At 74.6% G+C, this 24670-nt stretch carries 17 protein-coding genes; 7 read left to right on the forward strand and 10 right to left on the reverse strand.

The features are described 5' to 3' along the window. Positions 1-12: 12 nt before the first annotated feature. The gene (locus PGB27_RS15385) at positions 13-2226 is read right to left on the reverse strand and encodes a heparinase II/III family protein (protein ID WP_274201248.1); all 2214 of its coding nucleotides are present in this window, start codon (positions 2224-2226) and stop codon (positions 13-15) included. Between the two features lie 281 nt (positions 2227-2507). On the opposite strand from PGB27_RS15385, the gene PGB27_RS15390 reads away from it, so the two are divergent. After that, a complete protein-coding gene (locus tag PGB27_RS15390) occupies positions 2508-3341 on the forward strand; it encodes a polysaccharide lyase (RefSeq protein ID WP_274201249.1) in 834 nt (277 codons plus the stop codon). A gap of 24 nt (positions 3342-3365) precedes the next feature. Here the strand turns inward: PGB27_RS15390 and PGB27_RS15395 are convergent, their stop codons facing one another. Genes PGB27_RS15395 through PGB27_RS15405 form a run of 3 tightly spaced genes read right to left on the reverse strand, consistent with a single transcriptional unit; the run spans position 3366 to position 8514 of the window. Beyond that, a complete protein-coding gene (locus tag PGB27_RS15395) occupies positions 3366-5720 on the reverse strand; it encodes a glycosyltransferase (protein ID WP_274201250.1) in 2355 nt (784 codons plus the stop codon). A 44-nt stretch (positions 5721-5764) separates the two neighbouring features. Continuing rightward, positions 5765-6928, reverse strand: a complete 1164-nt coding sequence (locus PGB27_RS15400) for a glycosyltransferase family 4 protein (protein ID WP_274201251.1) — start codon at positions 6926-6928, stop codon at positions 5765-5767. After that, positions 6925-8514, reverse strand: coding sequence for an O-antigen ligase family protein (locus tag PGB27_RS15405; RefSeq protein ID WP_274201252.1), 1590 nt, complete (start codon positions 8512-8514; stop codon positions 6925-6927). The genes PGB27_RS15400 and PGB27_RS15405 overlap by 4 nt, the downstream gene beginning before the upstream one ends. 227 nt (positions 8515-8741) lie before the next feature. Here PGB27_RS15405 and PGB27_RS15410 point away from each other — a divergent pair, with 227 nt between their 5' ends. After that, the gene (locus PGB27_RS15410; RefSeq protein WP_274201253.1) at positions 8742-9698 is read left to right on the forward strand and encodes an NAD-dependent epimerase/dehydratase family protein; all 957 of its coding nucleotides are present in this window, start codon (positions 8742-8744) and stop codon (positions 9696-9698) included. An 83-nt stretch (positions 9699-9781) separates the two neighbouring features. Here PGB27_RS15410 and PGB27_RS15415 read toward each other — a convergent pair whose 3' ends face one another. The 3 genes from PGB27_RS15415 to PGB27_RS15425 form a co-directional block, all read right to left on the reverse strand. Then, entirely contained in the window at positions 9782-12301 is a 2520-nt protein-coding gene (locus tag PGB27_RS15415) for a P-loop NTPase family protein (protein ID WP_274201254.1), read from the reverse strand. Between the two features lie 147 nt (positions 12302-12448). Beyond that, a complete protein-coding gene (locus tag PGB27_RS15420) occupies positions 12449-13645 on the reverse strand; it encodes a glycosyltransferase family 4 protein (RefSeq protein ID WP_274201255.1) in 1197 nt (398 codons plus the stop codon). Further along, the gene (locus tag PGB27_RS15425) at positions 13626-14993 is read right to left on the reverse strand and encodes a nucleotide sugar dehydrogenase (protein WP_274201256.1); all 1368 of its coding nucleotides are present in this window, start codon (positions 14991-14993) and stop codon (positions 13626-13628) included. Before PGB27_RS15425 ends, PGB27_RS15420 begins: the two co-directional genes overlap by 20 nt. Positions 14994-15214: 221 nt before the next feature. Between PGB27_RS15425 and PGB27_RS15430 the strand changes: the two genes are divergently transcribed. Both PGB27_RS15430 and PGB27_RS15435 read left to right on the forward strand, forming a co-directional pair. Then, on the forward strand, positions 15215-16357 hold the full coding sequence (locus tag PGB27_RS15430; RefSeq protein ID WP_274201257.1) for a GNAT family N-acetyltransferase: 1143 nt from the start codon (positions 15215-15217) through the stop codon (positions 16355-16357). A 94-nt stretch (positions 16358-16451) separates the two neighbouring features. Continuing rightward, on the forward strand, positions 16452-17396 hold the full coding sequence (locus PGB27_RS15435) for a polysaccharide deacetylase family protein (protein ID WP_274201258.1): 945 nt from the start codon (positions 16452-16454) through the stop codon (positions 17394-17396). Here PGB27_RS15435 and galE read toward each other — a convergent pair. Then, positions 17371-18345, reverse strand: a complete 975-nt coding sequence (gene galE, locus PGB27_RS15440; RefSeq protein WP_274201259.1) for a UDP-glucose 4-epimerase GalE — start codon at positions 18343-18345, stop codon at positions 17371-17373. The two genes, PGB27_RS15435 and galE, sit on opposite strands and share 26 nt — an antisense overlap. Before the next feature lie 273 nt (positions 18346-18618). On the opposite strand from galE, the gene PGB27_RS15445 reads away from it, so the two are divergent. Then, the gene (locus tag PGB27_RS15445) at positions 18619-19509 is read left to right on the forward strand and encodes a phytanoyl-CoA dioxygenase family protein (RefSeq protein WP_274201260.1); all 891 of its coding nucleotides are present in this window, start codon (positions 18619-18621) and stop codon (positions 19507-19509) included. 51 nt (positions 19510-19560) lie between these two features. Here the strand turns inward: PGB27_RS15445 and PGB27_RS15450 are convergent, their stop codons facing one another. Then, positions 19561-20928 carry a glutamate-1-semialdehyde 2,1-aminomutase gene (locus tag PGB27_RS15450; RefSeq protein ID WP_274201261.1) on the reverse strand — a complete coding sequence of 456 codons (1368 nt, stop codon included), beginning with the start codon at positions 20926-20928 and terminating at the stop codon, positions 19561-19563. 392 nt (positions 20929-21320) lie between these two features. Between PGB27_RS15450 and PGB27_RS15455 the strand changes: the two genes are divergently transcribed. Further along, on the forward strand, positions 21321-21704 hold the full coding sequence (locus PGB27_RS15455; RefSeq protein ID WP_274201262.1) for a hypothetical protein: 384 nt from the start codon (positions 21321-21323) through the stop codon (positions 21702-21704). 89 nt (positions 21705-21793) lie between these two features. Next, positions 21794-22633, forward strand: coding sequence for a hypothetical protein (locus PGB27_RS15460; protein ID WP_274201263.1), 840 nt, complete (start codon positions 21794-21796; stop codon positions 22631-22633). Positions 22634-22770: 137 nt separating this feature from the next. Here the strand turns inward: PGB27_RS15460 and PGB27_RS15465 are convergent, their stop codons facing one another. Continuing rightward, positions 22771-24465 carry a glycine/sarcosine N-methyltransferase gene (locus PGB27_RS15465; RefSeq protein WP_274201264.1) on the reverse strand — a complete coding sequence of 565 codons (1695 nt, stop codon included), beginning with the start codon at positions 24463-24465 and terminating at the stop codon, positions 22771-22773. Positions 24466-24670: the final 205 nt, after the last annotated feature.

The raw sequence follows: 24670 nt of genomic DNA on the forward strand, positions 1-24670 counted from the left end.
CCGTGGTCCATCCTAGTACCGCGGCGACGCGGCACCGGGGTCGACGACCGTCTCGCGCCCGCCGGTGCGGGCCTGCCAGCGCACCCGCACCCGTGCCCCCTCGACGCTGACCTGCGGCGCCGCCGGCACACCGGCGGCACCGCCGCCCGTGCGCAGCACGGTGGCGAGCACCGTCGGGGCCGTGCCGTCGACGGTGGCCTCGCTCCCGACCAGCCACGACCGGCGACGGCCCTCGAGCCGCTCCGACCACCAGCCGAGCTCGCTCCCGCCCTCGTCCCCGCCCCGCAGCCGCCACGGCGTCGTCGGGACGCTCGCCCCCGTCGCGAGGGCGAGGACCGGGTCGCCGTCGCGGCGCACGACGAGGCCGGTCCCGTCCGCGGCACCGGGGTCGGGGTCGGGCACGAGGTCGGGGTGCAGCGGCCAGGTGGTGCGGACCCGATGGCTCCCGCCGGTCGCCGTGAGGACGTCGACGACGAGCACCGTGTCCTCCCCGGGCGGGGCCTCGACGACCCGACGGTGCGTCACCGGGCCGTCGAGCCGCGCGTAGCCGTCGTGCTCGGCGTCCACCCGCCCCGCCGCGAGGTCGACCTCGCGGACGGTGGTCCGCGCGTGCTCGGTCCACAGGAACGCGCCGCCGGGGACGGACTGGTCGAGGTCGTCGACCGCGACCGTGGCGTGCGCCCTGGTGCTGCGGTGGGCCGCCCTCCAGTCGGGGTGCACGAAGTAGCTGCCCGTCCCGGGGTCACCGACGAGCTCGTGGCCGTCGACGGCGAGCCCGACGGCCAGCGCGTCCGCGTGGCCGTGCGCGGCGATCGACAGGTAGCCCAGCGGGCCGACGTCGACGAGCACGCGCCGGGCACCGTCGCGCAGCACGACGACCCCGCCGTCGGGGGCGTACGCGGAGTGCGGCTCCCCGCTGCCGCTCTCGGTACCGCCCTCGGTGCTCCCGATGCCCCCGATGCCCTCGCCGAGGCGCGCGGCGACCCAGGCGGCCGTGAGGTCCTCGCGGCCGCAGCGCCGGGCGGCGGGCTCGCCGGTGAGGACGGCCGCCAGCGCGAGGTGCTCGCGGACCTCCCGGACCGGCGCCGGGTCCAGGCGCAGCGCGAAGCCCTCGTCGTCGTCACCGGTGCGCGGCACCGGGTCGCCGTCGCCGACCAGGTCCGCGAGGTGCCCCGCGGACCGCCCGACGGCGGCGAGCAGGGCCGCGTCGTCGGCGGTCGGGGCGTGTCCGGGGCGCAGGCGCCGCAGCAGGGCGACGACGCCCAGGAGCTCGGCGGTGAAGACCTGGTAGCCGACGGCCTGCTCGGCGCCGACCCCGTCGGGGAGGATCTGGCGCCGGGCCTCGACCGCGAGCGCGGCCAGGGCGTCGCGCTCCCACCGGCGGGCCCGCGCGAGCTCGGGGAACGCCATCGCGACCGCGGCGAGGCCCGCGAGCTCGCCGACGAGGTGGTTGTTGGCCGAGCTGTGCCGCGAGCGGTCGCGCCAGCAGCGCCGGGCACCGGCGGCGAGCATCCGCACCGCGCGGCGGTAGCGCTGCGCGTCGAGGTCCGGGTGGTCGGCGAGGCCCTGCAGCGCCACCGTCACCGACAGGGCCCGCACGCCGGCCTCGAACGCGCCGCGCCAGGCGATGCCGCGCCCGGGCGGGTTGGCCTCGATCCAGGAGTCGAGCTGGTCGAGCGCCTCGCGGCCGTACCGGTCGTCGCCGGTGACGAGCCACGCCTGCGCGAGCCAGGGGAGGTGCTGCAGGCGGTTGAGCTCCCAGATCCACTTCGGGTCGCCGTGCCCGCTGCGGTGGTTGATCTCGTCCGCCGGGCGGTCCGGCCAGCGGAACCCGGCGAGCGGGTCGTACCACCAGTCGATCGGGCCGTCGTAGCGCGCCTCGGGGTGCGCGAAGTAGGTGAAGCGGTGCTCGAGCACCCGGTCGGCCGCCGCGACGAGGGCCGCGGTCGCCTCCGGGCGCTCGGTGGCCATCCGTAGCGCGGTCGCCCGGTCGAGGAGCACCGGGCGTCCCGTGCCCGCCCGGAAGTCCTCCCGCAGCGCCGCCCAGTCGACCGTCTCGGCACCGAACAGCTTGGCGTCGGTGGGCTCGGCGTCGCCGGTGACCCGCCGGGCGACCGATCCGCCGACGGTGGCCGCGCGGTGCGCGATCTCCTGCGGACTCATGGAGCGGAGCCGCCGCGCGTACCAGGTCAGGGCGGAGCGGGTCGGCGCTCCGGGGCGGGCCATGCGGCGACTGTACGGGGCCTCGACAGGGCTCCCCGGCCCGCCCGGGTCGCCCAGATGGACCTGCAAGGTTCCCACCACATGCGTCACATCAGTCTCACCAGTCCGTGCAGTTGTCACCTGTCACGACAAGTGGTCGGATCACTGCGACAAACGGTCGACGACGGCGGCGCCGCCACGGTGCGCGGTCGACCCGGCTCGACGAACGGCGGGAGCAGGGCGGCATGCAGACGAACGGTCGCGGGGGGTCGCGGAGAGCATCGCGGGGTGCGTCGCGGCGAGCGGTGGTCGGCGCGGTCCTCGGCGCGGGGCTCGCCCTCGGCAGCGGGGTCGGCGGGGCCGCCCCGGCCGCGGAGGCGGGGACGGCCGGGCCGGAGGGGACGGGCACGACAGCCACCACGGCGAGCCGGGCCACCGCCGCCGCGCCCGCCCGCGTCCCGGTCGGCAGCCGGGAGCTCTTCGTCGGCGACTTCGAGACCGGCGACTTCTCGCAGTGGGGGCAGTGCCAGGCGAAGAACCTCAACAAGCGGTGCCGCACGATCGGCGCCGGCAACGACCAGATGCGGATCGTCCCGGCGCCGGACGCGCGCCAGGGGCAGTACGCGGCGCGGTTCAACATCCGTCCCGGCGACGTCCCCCCGTTCGGCGGGGGCGAGCGGTCCGAGGTCCAGTCCAACGCCGCCGGCGCCCTGGTCCACGAGGGCGACGAGCGGTGGTACGAGTGGTCGATGAAGTTCCCCGAGGACTTCGAGAACCCGCGGGGTGTCTGGTTCATCGTCCTGCAGTGGCACAGCTCGTCGGGCTCGCCGCCGCTGGCGATCAACGTCGAGCGCAACGGCGACATCATGATCGGCGGGGACGGGCTCAAGGGCGAGCCCCGGCGCTCGCTGGGCAAGGTGCGGCGCGGCGAGTGGGTGGACTACGTCCTGCACGTCAAGTTCTCGCAGGACCGGGACACAGGGTTCATCGAGGGCTGGGAGAACGGTGTCCAGACCGTGCCGCGCTACAACCGCGCGGCGATGAAGGACGACGAGAACTACCTCAAGCAGGGCGTCTACCGCGACAACGGCCCGGCGACCTGGGTGATGCAGGACGGGCTGCGGGTCACCGCGCCGTGATCAGCACCCCGATCCGCACCCTGGTCAGCGGGCGGTCGCGTAGTCCCGTCCGGTCACCGACTCCGCGAGCCGCGTGAACGCCTCGGCCGTGCCCTCGATGGTGAAGTCGCGCCGGGCCCGCTCCCGCGCCCGCTCACCCATCGTGCGGCGCAGGTCCGGGTCGTCGGCGAGCTTGCGCAGGCGGGCCCCGAGGGCGGCGGCGTCGCCGCGCTCCACGAGGTAGCCCTCCTCGCCGTCGGAGACCAGGTCGGCCACGGCGCCGACGTCGGTGGAGACCACCGGCAGGCCCTGGGCCATCGCCTCCATGATGGAGATCGGCACGCCCTCGTGGTCGGAGGACAGCGCGAACACGTCGGAGCCGGCGAGCAGGCGCACCACGTCGCGGCGCTGGCCGAGGAACGTCACCGTCCGCTCCAGACCCCGCGAGGCGACGACGTCCTCGAGCTCCGCGCGCCGCGGCCCGTCGCCGACGACGGCGACGTGCAGGCGGGGGTCGTGGAGGTCGGCGACGGCCTCGAAGAGCACCTGGTGGGCCTTCGCCGCGGTCAGCCGGGCCAGGACGACGACGACCACGTGCCCGTCGTCGACGCCGAGCTCGGCGCGTGCGGACGCCCGGTCGGCGTCGGTGCGCGGTGGCGGCATCAGGATCCCGTTGGGCACCAGGTACTCGCGGACGCGGCTCAGCGGCCCGCGGTTCACGCCCTCCTCGTCGTGCAGGTAGCGGCCCTGCGACGGCGAGAGCAGGGCGAGGCCCCGCGACAGGAACAGCGTGTTGACCGCCCAGCGCGGCAGCACGCGGCTGCCGACGACGGTCCGGTCCATGTTGTGGGCGGCGACCACCGAGACCGGGCCGCCGGCCAGCACCGCGGCCAGACGCCCGAACAGCAGCGACGCCTTGTGGTAGTTGGCGACGAGCACGACGTCGGTGCGGACCCGCCGCAGGTGGCGCACGAGACGCGGGAGCGTGGAGGGGTCCCACCGGCCCGAGCGCTCGAGCACCGTGACCGGCACGCCGCCGGCGCGGAAGTCGCCCGCCAGCGGGCCCTCCTCGCGCAGGCAGACGACGTCGGTGACGACGCGGTCCGGGTCGAGGTGGGCGAAGGTGTTGCGCAGCACCGTCTCGGCCCCGCCGTGCGCGGCGACGTCGAGCACGAGCGTGACGTGCAGGGGCCGGCGGTCGATGACGTCGGTGCGCGGGCCCGGCCAGGCGAGCTCGGGGGCGTCCTCGTCGCGGCGCGGCAGCACCGGGGTGCGGGCCTCGCGGCCGGCGGTCTCCTCGAACGCGTTCTGCGCCTCGGTGACCGAGCGGTCGAGCGTGAACACCTCGTTCACCCGGCGACGACCGGCGGCGCCCATCGCGCGGGCGGCCTCGGGGTCGGCGAGCAGCTCGAGGAAGCCGGCGGCCAGTGCGGCCGGGTCCTCGGCGGGCACCACGCGGCCGGTGACCCCGTTGACGATCATCTCGGGGACGCCGCCGACCGCGGTGCACACCGCGGGCTTGCCGGCGCTCATGGCCTCGAGCAGCGAGTTCGGGCAGGCCTCGACCGTGCGCGAGCTGAGGGTGAACACGTCGAACACCCGGTGCAGGCGGCGCGGGTCGTTCTGGTGGCCGAGCAGCAGCACGCGGTCGGAGAGGTCGAGCTCGTCGATGAGCGCCTCGAGGTTCGCGCGCTCCGGGCCGTCGCCGACGAGCAGCAGACGGGCGTCCGGGCGCTGGTCGGCGACGCGGCGGAAGGCGCGCAGGAGCGTCGGGTGGTCCTTCTCCCGGCGCATGACGGCCACCGTGCCGATGACCGTGTGCTCGTCGGTGAGCCCGAGCTCGCGGCGCGTGGCGGCGGGGTCGTCGCCGGCCGCCGCCATCCACGTGGGGTCGATGCCGTTGTAGACGATGCGCAGCTTGCGGGCGTCGTAGCCGAGCTCGCCGGTGATGTAGGGCAGCTGGCCCCACGCCACGCCGTAGACCTCGTCGGCGGTGCGGGCGAGCTGCTTGTTGATCCAGCGCCGCCGGCGCCCGGCCGGGACGACGTCGCCGCAGTTGCGGACCCACACCAGGATCCGCGGCACCCCCGTCAGGATGCCGGCGACGCGGCCGAGGATCTCGGCGTTGAACCCGCGCAGCACGACGATGTCCGGCTGCTGCGCACGCATCTCGCGGACCAGCGCGCGGACGGTGCCGACGACGTCGCGCTTGCCACGCCGCAGCTCGGTGCGCGGGACGTCGGCAGCCTCGAGGCGCGCCCAGTTCGCCGTCGACCCCACGTTCCCGCGGTCCTGCAGGCAGACGATCGAGCCGCGGACCCGCTCGGGGTCCATCGAGGCGAGCAACGTGGACGCGTGGCGCTCCGCGCCGCCCACCATCATGTTGGGGACGACGAACATGACCCGCAGCGGCCCTTCCGCCGTCACGGGTCGGCGGGGGCGCCTCACGAGCCGGTGCGGGTGTCGGGGTCCGTCACGGTCACCGACGGTACCGACGCCGCGCCGTGGGTCGGGGACGCGGAGGGGTGGCGTCGGGCCAGCACCTCGTGGTAGAGGCCCTCGATCCGCTCGGCGACCGCCTCGGCGAGGAACTCGGAGCGGGCGCGGGCGAGTGCCGCCTCCCCGAGGGCGCGCCGCCGGTCGGGGTCGGCGAGGAGCTCGCCGAGGGCGTCGGCGAGCGCGGGCACGTCGTGCGGCGGGACGAGCAGGCCCTCGGTGCCGGACGCGACGAGCTCGGGGATGCCGCCGACCTCGGTGGCCAGCACGGCGACGCCCCGGGACATGGCCTCGAGCACGACCATCGGCTGGCCCTCGTTCTCCGAGGGCAGCGCGAGCACGTCGGCGTCGGCGAGCAGGGCGGCGACCTCGTCACCGCGCAGCCAGTCGTGCACGGTGACCGAGCCGCCGACGCCGAGCTCGTCGGCGAGGGCGCGGGCCCGGTCGTGCTCGCCGTCGCCGGCGAGGGTGAGGCGCGGGCCCGGTGTGGCAATCGCGGTCCCGCCCACGACCTTGGCCCAGGCCTCGACCAGGTCGAACGCGCCCTTCTTCGCCCAGATGCGGCCGAGGAAGACGACGTGGGGCGCCGCGCCGGGCGCGCGCCGCGTGGCCGGGGCGACGGGCACCGGATTGGGCAGCGACGTCAGCACGGCGTCGGGAGCGATCCGGGCGAGACGCTCGCGCATCAGCCCGCCGAGGGCGACGACGACGTCCGCGCGGGTCAGCGTGGACCGGATGACGCGCTGCAGCGGAGCCGGCGCCCGGTCGTGGAACAGGTGGAACCGGCCGCTGTGCACGTGGAGCACCACGGGCACGCGCAGCGCGTACGCCGCCCAGCAGACGACGGCCTTGCGTACGAAGCTGCCCGCGGCCGACATGTGCACGTGCACCAGGTCCGGCCGGCGCGCGACGAACTCGACCAGCACGCGGGCGAGGCCGCCGGCGAACGTCGCCGCCTTCGCCGCGGCGCCGCCGTCGCGGTGGGTGGCGACGTGGCGCACGCCCCACCGCGCCCACAGCCCGGTGGCGGCGAGCGTGCGCACGCACGTCGCGATCCCGCCCTGCGTGGTGGTGCTCGTCGAGACCCAGAGGGTCCGAGGGCTGCGGGTCACCGCGCGCCCAGCGGTCGGCCGGTGATGATCGGGGCACCGGCCGGGACGGCCTGCCGCGTGCCCTCCCGCGTGCGGCCCTCCTCGGCCCACGCGACCTGGTCGGCCGTCGTCATGCCCCCCGGCAGGCCGGCGCCGGGCGTGCCCGGACGGGGCGCGGGGCGCGTGTCGCGGAAGCGTTCGAGCTGGCCGACGACCACGCCGGCGTAGAGGAAGCACAGCAGGCCGGCGAAGTCGAGGATGCGCAGGTCCACGGTCAGGCCGTTGGCGACGAGCATGACCATGGCGATCGCCCCGAGGACCGCGAGCGGGCGTCCGAGGAACGTGCCCTCGGGCAGCTCCCGCAGGGCCCGGTAGAGCAGGAACAGGACCCCGACGAGCACCGAGATCCAGAGCAGGACCCCCGGGAGGCCGAGCTCGGCGGCGATCCCGAGCTCGTTCTGGTGCGAGATGATCCCGAGGCCGCGGTTCCAGTCGATCTCCTGGGACCACGAGACGTGCTGGTGGGTGTTGTAGGCCCGGAACTGCCCGATCCCGATGCCGAGGAACGGGTGCTCGGCGAGCGCCTTGAGCGACGTCGCCATGATGTTGAGCCGGTCGTAGATCTCGTTCGACGACCCGATGCCGCCCTCGGACCGGTCGGAGGAGAAGAACGTCGACGCGTTGGCCGCCACGCCGGCCGCCCCGAGCGCGAGGTAGACGACGAAGGGCCGGCGCCACCCCTTGGCGAGGACCGCCCCGAGGAGCAGGGCGACGACGAGCGAGAGCAGCGCGGACCGCGTGTGGGTCAGGTACACCGCGTAGGCCATCGGGAGGGTGAGGGCGTAGAGCGCCCACCGCAGCCGCCGACCGGTGCCCGGCCGCGTCGCGAGGAACAGGCACACGACGAAGCCCATGACGAGCACCATCCCGTTGACCACGGGCTGGTTGAACACGCCGACGGCGCGCCCCTCCCAGTTCGGGGCCTCGACGATGAAGCGCGGCCACACGAGCCGCCGCGGGCCGTGGAACTGGATGATGCTGACCCAGGCCGAGTAGGCCGCCATGCCGATCGTCGTCCACAGCAGCCAGCGGACGGCCTTCTCGGTGTCGAACACCGACTTGGCGACCACGTACACCACGAACGGCAGGATCGTGCCGCTGAAGATCCAGCGGTAGACCTCGGCGGTCTGCTCGGTGATGGGGTCGACCTCGGGGTGGGGCAGGAGCGCCGAGATGATGTTCCAGACCAGGTAGGTCGTCATCAGCCACTCGACGGTCCCGAGCCGGGGCATCTCCTTGGCCCGGCGGGCCACCGCGAGCGCCAGCGCGAGGACCATGGCGTAGAAGAGCGGCGTCAGCGCCTCGGCCGAGACGATCTCCTTCTGCGCGGTGCGGCCGAAGCTCGCCAGCACCACGAGCAGGAGCGCGACCAGCGGGTTGTTGAGGGCGAGTGCGAACACCGCCGCGCCCACCCCGATCGCGGCGAGCAGGAGCCCCGCCTGGCCGGGGGCGACGAAGGCGATGCCGGCGACGACCACGACGACGACCGCGCCGATCACGTACTCGCCGCGGGACCGGTCGCGCACGCCACCGGGGAGCAGGCTCACCGCGTCCCACCCGGCGCTGGTGCCGGAACTGCGGCCGGGGCTCCCGGGGTCGGGGTCATCGGCGCCCTCTCGTCTCCGGTCGGCAGACCGACGCCGCGGACGGGCGCCGGGATCGCGCCGGTCCAGGATATCGGGCTGCGCGAGGGGCGCGGACGGGGCCGTCGCGGGCAGCGGCGGACGACCGGGTTCGATGGGCGGGACCGCACCACGGCGACGGGGGAGAAGACATGTCCGACAGGTATCTCGTGACGGGCGCCGCGGGCTTCGTCGGCAGCACGATCTGCCGCCGGCTCGCCGCCGCCGGGATCGAGACGGTGGGCGTCGACTGCTTCACCGACTACTACGACACCACGCAGAAGAAGGACAACCTCGCGACGATCGCGGGCGGCTCCTTCCGGTTCGTCGAGGCCGACCTGACCGCCACCGACCTGCCCGCGCTGCTCGAGGGCGTCACGCACGTCGTCCACCAGGCCGGCCAGCCGGGGGTGCGCAGCAGCTGGGGCGAGGAGTTCGCGGTCTACACCCGCAACAACGTCGAGCTCACCCAGCGCCTCCTCGAGGTCGCGCGGGCCTCGGACACGCTGCAGCGGTTCGTCTACGCCAGCTCGTCGTCGGTCTACGGCGACGCCGAGCGCTACCCGACCCTCGAGACCGACCTCCCCCGCCCGGTCAGCCCGTACGGCGTCACGAAGCTCGCCGCGGAGCACCTCTGCACGCTCTACGCGTCGAACTTCGGCGTGCCGACGGTCTCGCTGCGCTACTTCACCGTGTACGGCCCGCGCCAGCGCCCCGACATGGCGTTCACCCGGTTCGTGCGCGCGGGCCTGCTGGGCGAGCCCATCAACGTCTTCGGCACGGGCGAGCAGGTCCGCGACTTCACCTACGTCGACGACATCGTCGAGGCGAACCTGCTGGCCGCCGACCGGCCGAGCCCGCCCGGCACGGTCCTCAACATCTCGGGTGGCAGCAGCGTCTCGCTCAACGAGGCGCTCGCGGTGCTCGAGCGGGTCGTCGGGCGGGAGCTGCGGATCGTGCGCCACGACCGGACCGCGGGCGACGTCTTCCGCACCGGCGGCGACGCCTCCCGCGCGGCCGAGGTCCTCGGGTGGCGTCCCGCCGTCACGCTCGAGGAGGGCCTGGCCGCGCAGGCGGAGTGGATGCGCGGGGTGCTCGGCACGTCCTGAGCCGCTCGACCGGCCCCGGAACGACGACGGCGGGAGGGCCCGTGGCCCTCCCGCCGTCCGTGCTCTCGGCGACTGCTCGGTCCTTACTTCTCCGTGCGCAGGGTCACCGTCGGCGCCGACAGGTTGCCCTGCCCCGCGTCGGCGGCGCCGCCGTCCTTGCTGCTCGCACCGGACCCCGAGCTGGTCGGGGCGGCGCTGCGCGAGAACCGCGCGGTGCCGACCCGCTTGGCCCCGGGGGGCGAGCTCGGCGACGCGGACGCGGTGTCGGCCTTCCCCGCGGGCTTCGCGGACCCGCCCTGCGTCCCGTTGGCCGGGCCGCCGGTGGGACGGGCCGAGGGGCCGCCCGCCGGTCCGGACGAGGCGCCGGGACCACCGGGGCCACCGGGCTGCGGGCCGGACGGCTGGGGACCGCTGCCGGGCGTGGGCTTGGGGCTCGGCGACGGCTTGGCCCCCGAGGTGCGGCGGGTGTGCACGCTGACCCCGGGTGCCTCACCGGCGGGGCCGCCGGGGGCACCGGGGCCGGGGTTGCCGGACGGCGCCCCGGCCGCCGACCCCGCGGCGGGCTTGGGGGCCGCGCCCGCGGGCTTGGGGGTGGCGGGCTTGCCGGCGGCCGTGGCGCCCCCGGAGGGGGACGGAGCCGACGGTGCCGACGGTGCCGACGGAGCCGACGCTCCGGCCTGCGCGGTCGGGCCGCCGGTGCCGCCCTGCCCGCCGGTGCCGCCGGCCGGCGGCTTGGCGCCGGACCCGCCCTGCGGGGAACCGCCGGGCGAGGGCTTCGCGCCCGGGGACGGCTTGGCGGCCGACGCGCCCTGCGGCGTCGCCCCGGGCGAGGGCTTCGCGCCCGGACGGGCCGCCGGGTCCTCGCGGCGCGGGGCGGCGCTGCCGTTGGCGGGCTGACCGGAGCCGGAGGAGCCGGACGAGCCCGACCCCGAGGACGACGTCCCGCCGCGCACCGCGCTGCCGTTGGTGGGCTTGGCGACGCCGTTCACCGGCGCGCCGTTGGCGTTGTCGGAGCCCGCGGCGGCGCCGGCGGCGGCACCGGTCGCGCTGCCCGCGCCCATCGCGGCGCGGGCCTCCTCGAGCTTCTCGCGGGAGATCGGGGCGGTGCGGTCGGCCGGCGGGACCTGTGCCGGACGCGACGGGGCCGGGGCACCCGGGCCACCGGGGCCACCCGGGCCGGCGGGCCCGCCACCAGGCACCGGCGGCCCGGCCGGCAGGCGCGCCGGCGTCCAGGACCGCTCGGCGAGGAAGCCGGGGTCGGCGAGCTGAGCGGGGTTGCGCACCAGCACCACGCCGAGCGCGGTGCCGCCGGAGCGGGCCAGCGCGTCGAGCGCCGCGGAGGCGTCGCGCGAGCGGGTCTGGCCCTCCTCGACGACGATCAGCGCGCGGTCCGCGGCCGAGCAGACGACCTGGCCCTCGACGCTCTCGGCGGGCGGGGCGTCGACGATGACGAGGTCGGCGAGCATCCGGCCCTGCGCGAGCAGGCGCGAGACGTGCGAGCGCGAGAACAGCGCGAACAGGTCGTCGCGCTTGCTGCCGCGCGGCGACACCAGCAGGGCGCGCCCGTTCGAGAACACCTTGCCGTCGATGCGGCTGTCGCCGCGCTCGGCGAGGAAGTCGGCGACGCCGGACATCGACGCGAGCTCCGACGAGCCGCCGGCGTCGCTCTCGAGGTCGGCCTGGACCAGCAGCGTGGTCTGGCCCTGCAGGGCGCGCAGCCCGGCGAGCGCGACCGCGATCCGCGTCTTCGAGGCGCGGGCGGTGGTCGGGCCGGTGATCGCGAGCGAGCCCGGGACCGGCATGCCGTGGGCGTTGGTCAGGCCCATGAGCGCCCGCAGCATCTCGTTGCGGGCGTTCTCCCCGGAGCGGCGCTTGCCGCCGACCACCGCGAGGACCTGCAGACCCAGGCGGTCGCGGACCTCGCTCGGGGTGACGATGCGGTTCTCGAAGCGCCCGAGCGCCATGGCGAGCAGGGCGCCGAGGAGCAGGCCACCGACCAGGGCGGCGCCGGCGTTGCGGCCCGCGTTGGTGGGGTTCGAGACGACACCGGCGTTGAGCTGCAGGTCCTGCAGCTGGTTGGTGGTGCTGCTCAGGTCGTCGATCTGGTCCTGGAGCCGGTTGGCCTCGGAGGTGTTGCCGGCCGTCCGCGCCGCGTCGCGCTGCTGGGTGAGGTTCTCGACCTGCTGCCGCTGGGCCTCGCCGCCGCCGAGGCTGGAGTTGACGTCGTCCCGCAGCGTGACGGCCATCTTCGTGGCCGAGTCGGAGGCGACCTCCGGGCTGTCGGCGACCGCCTCGATGTAGACGATGGGGCTCGCCGCGGCGATGCGGGCGTTGAGGGTGACCGAGTCGGGCACGCCCGCCGTCTGGCGCAGCTGCTGCTGCGACGACGCCTGGTTGAAGTAGTCGGCGTAGCCCTGGGCCAGGACGGTGTCCTGCTCGGGGGCACGGTCCTGCGACACGATGGTCAGCGCCGACCGACCGGTGTAGGTCGACCCCTGCAGGAGCGAGGCCCCCAGGGAGCCGACCGCTGCCACGATGCCGATGACGAGGATCAGCACCCACCGGCGGCGGATGCGATCCCACTGGATCTGGAGCGGGCTCATGACGTGCCTTTCGTCCGATCGTCGGCGTGTCGCCCCCGGGGGACGCCGGAGGGCATCCTACTGTGGTGGTCCAAGGCGACCGCCGTGCTGCGCTCGCCGGTCCGCCCGTGGGCGGCGCCGATGGCGCGGGTCATCGCTGCGGGTCCCTCAGCGTCCCTGCATGGCCGACTCGTAGGCCGCCAGCAGTTCCTTCTCGGAGTTCGTCCAGGAGAGTGGCCCGGAGACGCGCTCCGTGCCGATCTCGCCCATCGCCCGCCGACGACGGGGGTCGTCGAGCAGCTCGGACACGAGGCCCGCGAACTCGCCGACGTCGTTGGGGCGGGCGTAGACCGCCGCCTCCCCGGCCGAGACACGGGCCTCGACCAGGTCGAACGACACCACCGGCCGCCCCATCGCCATGTACTCCATGATCTTGTTCATGGTGGACACGTCGTTGAGCGGGTTGCGCGGGTCCGGCGCGAGGCAGACCGACGCGGTGGACAGGTGACGCAGCACCTCCTCGTCGGAGATGCGGCCGGTGAAGGTCACCCGGTCGTCGAGCCCGTAGGCGTGCGACAGGGCGACGACGTCGTCGAAGGCGTCGCCGGTGCCCATGAAGACCGCGTGCCAGTCGTCGCGGCGCTCGGCGAGCTGCGCGAGCGCGCGGATCGCGTAGTCGACGCCGTCCTGGGGGCCCATGACGCCGAGGTAGCAGAGCAGGTGCTCCTTGCCCCGCGCCAGCGCCGGCTCGGGCTCGCCGAGGCGGAAGCGCTCGATGGCGGGCGCGCTGCGCACGACGAACGTGTCCTCGACGGGCACCCGCCCGCGGCCGGTGGCCACGGCGCGGTAGCTCTCGTTGGTGGCGATGACCGTGTCCGCGGTGCGGTAGGTCGCCCACTCGAGCAGCCGCATGCCCCAGTACATCGAGTCCTTCTTCTCGCGGAAGCGCGAGAGGTAGAGCTCGGGGACGAGGTCGTGCTGGTCGAAGATGACCCGCGCACCGCGCGCCTTGGCCCGCAGCGCGGGCAGGAACAGCAGGTCCGGCGGGTTGCACAGGTGCACGACGTCGACCGGCGCGCGCTTCTGGATGCGCTTGAGCAGCCGGTTGGTGTGCCAGAGGGCGGTGCCGTACTCCTTGAGGTAGCCCTGGGGCCCCCCGGTCGCCGCCTCGAGCGGGTAGCGGTGGATCCGCACCCCGTCGATGACGACCTCGGTCTCGGTGTCCCGCTTCGTGCCCTGCGGGCAGATCACCTCGACCTCCCACCCGTGCCCGGTGAGGGTCTGGCACTCCTGCCAGACCCGCCGGTCGAAGGGGACCGAGAGGTTCTCGACGATGATCAGGGCTCTACCAGGCAAGGCCGACATATCCCTCCTGTTGGCGACGCGACGCCGCGTCGGGCAGCCGGACGAGGTCGATCACCGGGACGGTGGTCCCGTGTGCATCCGATGGCCCAGCTCCGCTGCGCCCCGTGTCCGCGAGGGCGGCGCGGACGTCCGCGTCCGCCTTCCCCACGACCAGGACCTCGGCGTGGTCCGTGACCTCGGCGACGCTGTCGACGAGCAGGTCGCGCAGGTGCGGGAGGCGGGCCTCGATGAAGGCCCGGTTGGCCCCGAGCAGCGCGGACTCGACGACGGCGGGGTCGTAGATCCGCAGGTCGAAGCCCTTGCCGAGCATCCGCTCGCACAGCTCCACGAGCGGGCTCTCCCGCAGGTCGTCGGTGCCGCCCTTGAACGCGAGGCCGAAGACGCCGACCCGGCGCTTCCCGGTGGCGGCGACGTGCTCGAACGCGCGCTGGATGTGCTCGTCGTTCGACGGCAGCACGTTCTCCAGGATCGGCACGCGCACGTCGTGGCGGCGCGCGGCGTGCACCAGGCCCCGCAGGTCCTTGGGCAGGCAGGAGCCGCCGAACGCGAAGCCCGGTCGCAGGTAGGCCGGGCTGATGTTCAGCTTCGTGTCGGACAGGAAGATCTCCATGACGTCGTGGGAGTCGACGCCGAGCTCGCGGGCCAGCGCCCCGATCTCGTTCGCGAAGCCGATCTTGAGCCCGTGGAAGGTGTTGTCCACGTACTTGGTCATCTCCGCCACCGGCGGCTCGACCCGGAACTCCGGGGCGCCCAGGCCGGCGTAGAGGGAGAGGACCGCGTCGCCGCTGGCCGGGTCGAGCTCGCCGACCACGGTCTTGGGCGGGTCGTAGAAGTCCTTGACGCTGGAGCCCTCGCGGAGGAACTCCGGGTTGACCGCCACGCCGAAGTCCTGGCCGGCGACGAGGCCCGAGGCCTCCTCGAGCAGCGGGACCAGGACGCCCAGGCAGGTGCCCGGCAGCATCGTCGAGCGGAAGACGACCGTGTGCCGGCCGGCGGTGTCCTCGGGGTCGCGGGAGCCCAGCGCCTCGCCGATCTCGCGGGCGGCGCGCTGGAGGTAGGTGGTGTCCAGGCTGCCGTTGGGCGCGGACGGCGTGCCGACGCACACGAGGGAGAGGTCGGTCCCGTGGATCGCCGCCGTCACGTCGTCGGTGACGGTGAGGCGGCCGGCGGCGACGACCTCGGTGACGATGTCACCGATGCGCTCCTCCACCACGGGCGTACGGCCCTCGCCGATCATCGCGAGCTTGGCGGGGTTGACGTCGACACCGACGACGTCGTGGCCCTCCGTGGCCAGGCACGCGGCGCTCACCGTGCCGACGTAGCCGAGACCGAAGACACTGACCTTCATCGCAGGGAGTCCTCGCAGGAGGGTCGGGGTCGCGGCGGTCGATGGGGAGCGGGACCGCACGCCGGGTCCCGGTCACGGTACCGACGGCATCCGGCCGCACCGCCGTCGGGCAGTCGGCCGGGACACGACGCTGAGGATCCACTCACCGATACGGAGGACGTCCGGGAGGCGGCGAGGTTGGCCCCGGACGGACGAGAAACCCGACCGATAGCCTCGGGCGGGTGAGCCGTGACGTCGAGGTCCTCGCCGATCCCGCCGACGAGCCCGGGCTGGTCGACGAGTGGCGCGCCCTGGCCGAGGCCGCGGGCAACGCGTTCGTGTCCCCCGAGTGGTACGGCGCCTACGCCCGTCACTACGGCGCCGACGCTCCCCCGTTCGTGGTGCGGGTGCGCGACGCCGACGGCTCGCTCGCGGGGCTGCTGCCGCTCTGCCGGGACGCGAAGCGCCGGGGAGCCGGGCGCACCGTGCGCTTCGCGGGCGCGAACGTCGGCGACCGCTTCGCCCCGGTCGCCGCGGCGGGCCGCGAGGCCGAGGTCGCGCGGGCGGCCGCGGGGGCGCTGGGCCGCGAGGCCGTGGTGCTGCACAACGTCGACGCCGGCGCGGCGTGGATCCCGGCGCTGGGCGAGGGCCTGCGCGGGCGGGTCGCCGCGACGCGGCTGCGCGGCGGCGTCATGCCCTACGTCCCGCTGACCGGGCACACGTGGGACACGTTCCTCGGCGCCCGCAGCCGCAACTTCCGCCAGCAGGTGCGGCGCAAGGAGCGGGCGCTGGTCGACGGCCTGGGCGCCAAGGTGCGCGCGACGTCGTCGCCCGGCGAGGTCGTCGGCGACGTCGGCGAGTTCTTCCGGCTGCACGCCCTGCGGTGGGACGAGCGCGAGGGCGGGTCGACGATCACGAGCCCCACCGTGCGCGCCTTCCACGAGGACTTCGCCGCCGCGGCGCTCGGGCGGGGGTGGCTGCGCATGTCGTTCCTGGAGATCGACGGGACCGCGGTGGCGGCGCTGTACGGGTGGCGCATCGGCGGGCGGTACGCGTACTTCCAGGCCGGCTTCGACCCCGCGTGGGCGGAGAAGAGCGTCGGCCTGGTGCTCATGGCCCACACCGTCCGCGAGGCCATCGAGGAGGGCGCCGACGAGTACGACCTGCTCCTCGGCGACGAGACCTACAAGGCCCGCTTCGCCACCGACGAGCGCGCGGTCGAGACCCTCGTCGTCGCCGGCGCGCTCGACCCCACCCGCCTGCTCGCCCAGGCCGACGCGGGCGTCCGGCGCGCCACCGACGGCCTCTCGCCCGAGCTGCGCGCCCGCCTGCGCGACCTCGCCGGGCCGGTCCTCGCCCGCATGCCCGGGACGCGCTCGCGCTGAGCGGCTGTTCAGCCTGGCGTCCACGCCGGCGTTCATCGCCAGGATCTCCACCACGTCGAGGAGCACCCCGACCGGGCCGATACCGTCGGGTGCCATGAGTCGACGACTCCTCGTGCTCGGCTGGCACAACATCGACCCGACGCCGTTCTACCCCGCCGCCCCGGGCGCCGGGCGCCGCGGCTTCGAGCGCCAGCTCGCGGCGATCGACCGGCTCGGCACCGTCGTGCCGCTCTCGGAGGCCGTCGACACCCTGGCCGCCGGCGGCTCGCTGCCGCCGCGCGCGGTGGCCCTGACCTTCGACGACGGCTACGCCGACTGGCTCGACGCCGCCGTCCCCGCGCTCGACCGCCGCGGCCTGCACGGCACCTTCTTCCTCGTCTCGGACATCCTCTCCGGCCGCATCGGCGCCTGGTGGGAGGAGCTCGCCGACGCGTTCGACCGCTGCACCGCGACCTCGCTGGAGTGGGCGGGCCGCACGCACGACCTGTCGACGCCGGTCGCCCGGCGCGCGGCCCAGGACGCGCTGAAGGACGAGCTCAAGCTCGTCGACCGCGCCACGCGCGTCGAGGCGGTGTCCCGCATCGCCGAGCGGATCGCCCCGCCGGCCCCCGAGCGCCCGCCGATGTTCCTCGACTGGGCCGGCGCGAGGGCCCTCGCGGCGACGGGTCACGGGATCGGGTCGCACACGGTCACCCACCCGATCCTCGCTCGCGAGGACGCCGCCACCCAGCGCCACGAGCTCGAGGCGTCGAGGACGGCGCTGGAGGAGGGGCTGGGGCAGACGGTGGACCTGCTGGCCTACCCGAACGGGAACGCCGGCGACTACGACCAGCAGACGATGGAGCTCGCGCGCGCCGCGGGCTACCGGGCCGCGGTGACCACCCGTCCGGGGCTCGTCGGGCCGCAGGAGCCACCGTTCGCGATGCACCGCGTGGTGCTGACGCCGCTCACCGGCGTGGCCGAGCTGTTCGGCAAGGTCGCCCGGAAGGGCACCGGGATGGCCCGGCGCGTCGTCAGGACGCTGACGCCGACCGGCTGAGCAGGGCCTCCCAGGCCGAGGCGACGATGTCGTCGAGGTCGTGGCGGGCGCGCCAGCCGAGCCGCTCGCCGATGCGGGTGACGTCGGCGACGACCGCGGCCGGGTCGCCGGGGCGGCGCGCGACGACGGCGGGCTCGACGGGGCGGTCGACGACGCGCGCCACCGTCGCCATCACCTCGAGCACCGAGAAGCCCCGGCCGACGCCGACGTTGAGCGTCTCGGCGCACGGGCCGTCGAGCAGGGCGGTCGCGGCGACGTGGGCGTCGGCGAGGTCGTCGACGTGGACGAAGTCGCGCACGCAGCTGCCGTCGGGCGTGTCGTAGTCGGTGCCGAAGACCGTCGGCGCCTCGCCCCGGGCGACGGCCTCGAGCGCGATCGGGACGAGGTTCGCCTGCCCGCGGTCGGCGAGGCGCGGGTCGCGGGCCCCGGCGACGTTGAAGTAGCGCAGCGCCACGTAGCGCAGGCCGGTGGCGCGGTGGACGTCGGCGAGCAGCCACTCGCCGGCGAGCTTCGTCGTGCCGTACGGGTTCACCGGCACGGTGGGGGAGTCCTCGGTCACCGCGGCGCCCGTCGTCGCCCCGTAGACCGCGGCGCTCGAGGAGTAGACGAAGCGCTCGACGCCGGCGCGCGCGCAGGCGTCGAGGACGCTGCGCAGGCCCTCGACGTTCTCGTGCCAGTAGTGCAGCGGACGCTCCACCGACTCGGGCACGCTCTTGCGGGCGGCGAAGTGCATGACGCCGTCGAGCCGGTGCTCGGCGAGCGTCGCCGCGATGACGTCGGTGTCCAGCACGCTCGCGCGCACCAGCGGGACGTCGTCGTCGAGGCGCTCGTCGAGGCCGGTCGACAGGTCGTCGAGCACCACCACCGCGTCGCCCCGCGCGCGCAGGGCCCGGACGGTGTGCCCGCCGATGTACCCCGCCCCGCCCGTCACGAGCCAGCGCGCCGCCATGCCGTCGTCCCCCTCGGTGTGCGTCCGGGCCGAGGTTAAGGGGTGGTGCGGGGCGATGACGCGCCCGCCGTCCGGTCACGGAGTGCTCCGCGGCGACGTCCGCGGGCGACTCGTCCGGTTTTTGCGGTTACCACAGCAGCGTGATCCTCCGGGGTAACGCGGTGCGTTCCGAGATCGACGTCACCGGTACGTTGCCGCCGGACCGGCGATGTCCACGTGGGTCGCGCCCGCGGGCAGGGGGGACGCGCCGGTAGGCCCCAGGGAGGTATGTCTGTGACCAACGTGCTCTCGAACCCGTCGTTCGACGACGCCACCCGCCGCGAGCACCTCTACCGCGGCGACGTCATGGTCTACGGCGCGAGCCCGAGCACGCTCGCCCTCGTCGAGTTCACCCGGGAGCTCGTGGAGGAGGCGTTCGGCGATCTCGACCCCCAGCTCGCGCAGTACGCGATGGACGTCCACGACTTCGCGGCGCTGCTCGCGGAGCTCAAGCCGCGGTTCATCCACCACCCGCGGTGCAAGGAGCTGCTGCCGGCCGTCCTGTCGGAGCGCGGCTGCGACCTGGACCGCACCTACTTCGACGTGCCGCGCCTGCGCACGTCGACGTCCGACGACTACCTGACCACCGGCATCGCGTTCGCCTTCCACCCGCACCGCGACACCTGGTACTCGGCGCCGATGTGCCAGACCAACTGGTGGATGCCCGTCTACCCGGTGACCAGCGACAACGTCATGGCGTTCCACCCCAAGTACATGACGCAGGGGATCGCCAACGGCTCGTACCGCTACGACTACGCCGAGTGGAACAGGACGAGCCGTCAGGACGCCGCGAAGCACATCGGCCGGGACACCCGCGACCAGCCGACGCCGGAGGAGCCCGTCGAGCTCGACCCGCAGGTGCGGGTCGTGCCCGAGGTCGGCGGGATGATGGTGTTCTCGGGCAACCAGCTGCACTCGTCGGTGCCCAACACCTCCGGGCGCACCCGGTTCTCCATCGACTTCCGGGTCGTCGACATCGACGACGTCGCCGCCGGGCGCGGGTCGGTCAACGTCGACTCCCGCTGCACGGGCACGACGCTGCGCGACTTCCACCGCGCCTCGGACCTCGCGCCGATGCCCGAGGAGCTCGCGGCGGCCTACGACGGCGTGGCCGTCCCGGTCTGATCCCTGTCGCGGGTCCCGTCGCGGATCGTCTCCGCCCCGTCGCCGCGTGCGTCAGCGCAGGCGGCGGGGCGCGGACGTGGCGCGCAGGGTCGGGGCGACGGGGCGGCCCTCGAGCACGGCCTCGGGGCCGTCGGTGAGCGCCTTCTCGTAGGTGGGCAGCGCGCCGGCGACGGCCGCGACGGTGTGCTCGACGTCGGCGTCGGTGTGCGCCGCGGAGACGACGAAGGATTGCCCCAGCACCCCGCGACGCAGCAGCTCGGCGAGGAAGATCGTGCGCATCGCCTGCGAGGCCCGGCCGTCGGCGTCGCGGGTGCGGAACACGAGGCACGCGGGGTGGCCGACGACGTCGACGAACTCGTCGAGCCCGGCCGCGGCGACGACCTCGTTGCACGCCTCGGCGAGCTTGGTGCCCTGGCGGCGCATGGTGGCCACCGGGTCGTCGCGGCGGTAGGCCTCGACGACGGCGCGGAACGCCGTGAGGCCGACCGTCTCGGGGCCGTGCGTGGTCGAGAGCAGGAAGACGCGCTCGGCGTCGGTGCGCAGTCCGCCGAGCTCCATCAGGTCCCGGCGCCCCGCGAGGGCCGAGACGGGGAAGCCGTTGCCCATGGCCTTGCCCCAGGTCGACAGGTCCGGCGTCACGCCGTAGACGGCCTGGGCGCCGTGCGCCGACCACCGGAACCCCGTGATCATCTCGTCGAAGACGAGCACGGTGCCGTGCGCGGTGCACAGCTCGCGGACGCCCTCGAGGAAGCCGGGCGCCGGGTCCTGCAGCGTGGTGGCGGCCTCGAGGAACACCGCCGCGAGGCGGCCGGGGTGCGCGTCGAACAGCGCCTGCAGCGAGGCGAGGTCGTTGTAGGCGAACCCGACCGTGGCCGTCCTGACGGTCTCGGGGACGCCGGCGCTCATCGGGGTCGTGCCCATGAACCAGTCGTCGGTGGAGAAGAACGGCTGGTCGGCGACGGCGACCATGTCGCGCCCCGTCGCCGCGCGGGCGAGCTTGAGTGCCGCCGTCGTCGCGTCCGACCCGTTCTTGGCGAACTTGACCATGTCGGCGCCCGAGACCAGGGACAGGAAGTCCTCGGCGGCGTCCACCTCGAGCCGGGTCGGGCGCGAGAAGCTCATCCCGCGGTCGAGCACCGCGCGCACGGCCTCGCTGACGGGCGCGTAGCCGTGACCGAGGGTGACCGCCCGCAGGCCCATGCCGTACTCGACGTACTCGTTGCCGTCCACGTCCCACACCCGGGCGCCGCGACCGTGCTCGAGGACCGGCGTCATGTACTCGGGGTACTGGTCGGACCCGCGCGCGTAGGTGTGCGCGCCGCCGGGGACGAGGTCGTGCAGCCGCGCCTGCAGTCGGGCGGATTCGGCGAAGGTCGGCTCGTCGGTGCGGAGGGTGGGCGACGACGACGAGGACGTCATGGGCCTCAGCTTCCCTGGTCGGCGGGCAGCGGCTGCGGGGGGTCGACGTCGACCCGGGATCTCCGGCGTCCAGGGTGACGAAGGCGTTGCTCCATGCGGGATGCGTGTCACCTCCGTCGGCTGGTGTCGCCATCCTCTGCTCCGGGGGGTCATCGGTGCGGAGCGGGTCCACCACACCGACGGCTCAGGGCTCGTCCCCCGGTCCAGATCAGGCCGTACGGGTGTTCACACTGGCCCACATGGCAGCACCGGCGATACCCCCCGGCGCAATGTCGTCAGCGCCGAACGGCCGTCACGCCCGCATCGACGACGCCGGCCCGAGCGTCCCGCCGCGTGGTCGCCGGGCCCGCCGCCGGCTCGCGTCCGCGCCCCGGCGCCGGACGCCGTGGCCGGTGGCCGCAGTGCCCGAGGTCGTGACGGCGACGCTCGCGGCGCCCGCCGCCGTCGAGCCCCTCCCGAGCACCACGGTCCTGCCCGGCTCGCCGGTGGCGCCGACCGCCTGGGCGGGGGTGCCGGGGCTGGTGCGGCGGCCGACGTCGCTGATCCGCCTCTCGCCGCGGGTGCGGCCGGCGTCCTCCGAACCGGCCGCTCCCGTGCCGCCGGGGGCGGTTGTCTCCGAGCCGCCACTGCCGGTCGTCGGCGGGGGACCGGGCGAGGCCGTGACCGGGACCGTCGGCGGGCCTCCGCGCCGCGCCCCGATCCGCCGCGCGCCCGTGCCCGGCACGCCCGTGGCCGAGGAGCGCCCGGTCTGGGGTCCGCCGCACCCCGCGCGCTGAGGGGCTCGCCTGGACCCGGAGCCGTGTCAGCGTGGCGTCCACGCTGGCACTGGACGCCAGGAAATCCACCAGCTGGCAGAGTCGCGGCGGTGGGCGGGACGGAGCTGACGCGGCTGGTCGCCCGCCTCGTCCCGGAGATGCGCCGCCGCGGGCCCTACCGCCCGCCGGGCGCGGACGAGGCCGCGTCGCTCGCCGTGCTGGCCGAGGCCCTCGGGCGCGGGGACGCGGCGGCGGCGCGCGAGGTCGGGGCGTCGCTGGGTCTCGCGGCGACGGAGGACGGCGGGCGGCTGCTGCTCGCGTCCGACCCGGGCGCGGAGCGGGCGTGGCTGGTGGTCGCGCTGCGGTGCGGGGTGGCGCCGGGCGCGGTGGTCGAGGTCCCGCACCCCAACGCCGACCTCGACACCGAGCACGTCGGCCTGGCGCTCGCCGACCGCCGGCCCGGGGCGCTCTACCTCCAGGCGTGCGCGCACCGCGGCGCGGGGGCACCGGCGGACGCGGGCGACCGCGCCGACTTCCCCGCCGACGTCGCCGCCCGGGACGACGCGCCGTTCTCCCGCGTGGCTGCGGGGCTCGCGTCGCGGGGCCTGGCGCAGATCCAGCTGCACGGGTTCGCGGACCGGGGCGACGTCGACGTCGTGCTCTCACCGGGGGCGGCGCCGGCGGGCACGCTGCTCGACGCCGTGCGGGCGCGGCTGACGACCGCCGGGGAGCGGGTCGGCGAGGACGACGACCCGCGGTGGGCGGACCTCCTCGGGCGGCGCAACGTGCAGGGGCGCGCCGCGGCGGAGGCCGGCGCGGCCTTCGTGCACCTCGAGCTGTCGCGGTCCCTGCGCCGCGACCCCGAGCGTCGCGAGGCCGTCGCGGACGCGCTGGCCGGGGCGCTCGACGACGTCGCGGGCGACGCGAGCGGGGGGATTTGCTGGCGTTGAACGCCGGCGTGGACGCCAGGCTGGCAACACCCCGTGCGCCGTGAACCCCCCTCCGGGAACCCCCTCCGGAAGACGGCGAAGGGCCGGGCAGGGACGTGTGGGTCCCCGCCCGGCCCTCGGCCGTCGGTGCGTGCGCGTCAGCGCTTGATGCGGAAGATGCCCCAGGCGAGCTGGCCGCTCCGGCCGCCGTTCACCCAGTTCCGCAGGCCCGTCTTCATGTTCGCGATGTACTCGTCGGAGATCGCGCCCTTGAACTTCGGCTCCGCGGCCTCGAGCTCCGCCAGCACGCGCCCGTAGTGGGTCGTGAGCTGGTGGGTGTGGTCCTCGAAGACGAAGTCGCCGAACCCGTGCTTCGCGAACTCGTCGCGGTAGAAGCCCGGGGAGCCGAGCGTGTCGAGGTGCAGGCGCGCGAGGATCGGCGAGAGCGCCGAGACGTCGGCGGCGTCGTCGGCCATCGGGTCGGTGAACACCACCTGCCCGGTCGGCTTGAGCACGCGGTCGATCTCCTGGACCACGGCGGCGCGCTCACCGGAGTGCAGGAACGCGTCCTGCGACCACACGAGGTCGTAGTAGTTGTCCTGCACCGGCATGTTCTCGAACGACCCGTCGACGACGTCGACGAGGTGGTCGAGGCCCTGCGCGCGGTTCTTCTCGCGATTGCGCTCGTTCTCGACCTCGGAGAGGTTCAGGCACGTCACGCGGCAGCCGTACTGCTTCGCGAGCCAGCGGGCCGAGCCGCCGTAGCCGGCGCCCATGTCGAGCACGCGGGTCTCGGCGGTGATGCCCATGCCCTCGGCCATGCGCTCCACGGTCCGCTGCGAGGCCGGCGCGATGGCCTCGTCGGGGGTGTCGTAGAGGCCGACGTGGATGTCCTCGCCGCCCCAGACCTCGTGGTAGAAGGTGTCGGCGTCGGTCGAGTTGTAGTAGTCGCGGGCGGTGTGGACCGCCGTCGAGTAGCTCTCGCTCAATTCGTCGTCCGGTCGGTAGGTCTTCTCCGCGACGTGGATCCAGAAGTCGGGGCTCTCGGTCCCGTAGGTCTCCTGGAAGTCGCCGTACGTGTCGATCTTCTGGAACCCGACCTCGCGCATGAGCCGGCGCACGTAGTCCTTGCGCAGCGGGAACATGTTGAGGTGGTACACGGAACCGTCGTCGTGGAACGTGTACCGGAAACGGGCGAGCCCGTCGTCGATGTACTCGGGCTCCGCGGTCACCGTGTCACCGCAGTAGAAGTACTTGTGCTTCGACGAGAAACCGTGGTCGAGGATCTCGTCGTAGTTGCGCTGGTCGAGGATCAGCACGCCGTCGTGCTTGAGCATCGCGTAGAACTCGGCCAGCGCCTTGCGCCGGTCACGCTCGTTGAACAGGTGCGTGAACGAGTTGCCCAGGCAGATGATGGCGTCGTACTCGCCGTGGACGTCTCGGTTCAGCCAGCGCCAGTCGGCCTGGACCACCCGCAGGACGTGCCCGTGCTGACGGCCGTTCTCGAAGGCCTTGGCGAGCATCTCCGCACTGCCGTCGGCGGAGACCGTCTCGAAACCGGCCTTGAGGAGCTGGACGGAGTTGAACCCCGTGCCGGTGGCGACGTCGAGGACCTTCTCGACGCCGCGGGCACTGAGCTGGTCGATGAAGAACGACCCCTCGCTGGCGGCGCGACCCTCCCACCCGATGTAGTCGTCCCACTTGTCCACGAACCCCTTCACGTACTCCTCGTGATAGTGGTTCGTGTCCCTGACCTCGTTCGGGTTCTCGCCGAACTCCTGATGAACATCGGCCTCGGTGTACTCGTCGAGGCCAGCCGCGGTGTCGGGGCTCCGGTCTGCGGCTGCGGTCATGTGTCCTCCGGACGTCGGTGACGCTTCCGGGGAGACGACGCTAGGCAGACTCGCGCGGTCCCGGAACCACCCCCCGAGGCCGTACGGTCGACAGAATCGATACAGTCACGACACGTCCCGGTGCGCACACAGCCGTATCGGCGCTGCTCCGACCGGGTGTGCCGCGGAAAGGATCTCCGTGATCACATCGTGCTGTGACGGCAGC

The sequence above is a fragment of the Actinomycetospora lemnae genome (genome assembly GCF_028737315.1).
Lineage (GTDB): Bacteria > Actinomycetota > Actinomycetes > Mycobacteriales > Pseudonocardiaceae > Actinomycetospora > Actinomycetospora lemnae.

Coding starts and splice junctions, on each gene's coding strand:
- PGB27_RS15385 (WP_274201248.1), bottom strand. CDS start 2,226: ATGGCCCGCCCCGGAGCGCCGACCCGCTCCGCCCTGACCTGGTACGCG.
- PGB27_RS15395 (WP_274201250.1), bottom strand. CDS start 5,720: ATGTTCGTCGTCCCCAACATGATGGTGGGCGGCGCGGAGCGCCACGCG.
- PGB27_RS15410 (WP_274201253.1), top strand. CDS start 8,742: ATGTCCGACAGGTATCTCGTGACGGGCGCCGCGGGCTTCGTCGGCAGC.
- PGB27_RS15415 (WP_274201254.1), bottom strand. CDS start 12,301: ATGAGCCCGCTCCAGATCCAGTGGGATCGCATCCGCCGCCGGTGGGTG.
- PGB27_RS15420 (WP_274201255.1), bottom strand. CDS start 13,645: ATGTCGGCCTTGCCTGGTAGAGCCCTGATCATCGTCGAGAACCTCTCG.
- PGB27_RS15425 (WP_274201256.1), bottom strand. CDS start 14,993: ATGAAGGTCAGTGTCTTCGGTCTCGGCTACGTCGGCACGGTGAGCGCC.
- PGB27_RS15435 (WP_274201258.1), top strand. CDS start 16,452: ATGAGTCGACGACTCCTCGTGCTCGGCTGGCACAACATCGACCCGACG.
- galE (WP_274201259.1), bottom strand. CDS start 18,345: ATGGCGGCGCGCTGGCTCGTGACGGGCGGGGCGGGGTACATCGGCGGG.
- PGB27_RS15450 (WP_274201261.1), bottom strand. CDS start 20,928: ATGACGTCCTCGTCGTCGTCGCCCACCCTCCGCACCGACGAGCCGACC.
- PGB27_RS15465 (WP_274201264.1), bottom strand. CDS start 24,465: ATGACCGCAGCCGCAGACCGGAGCCCCGACACCGCGGCTGGCCTCGAC.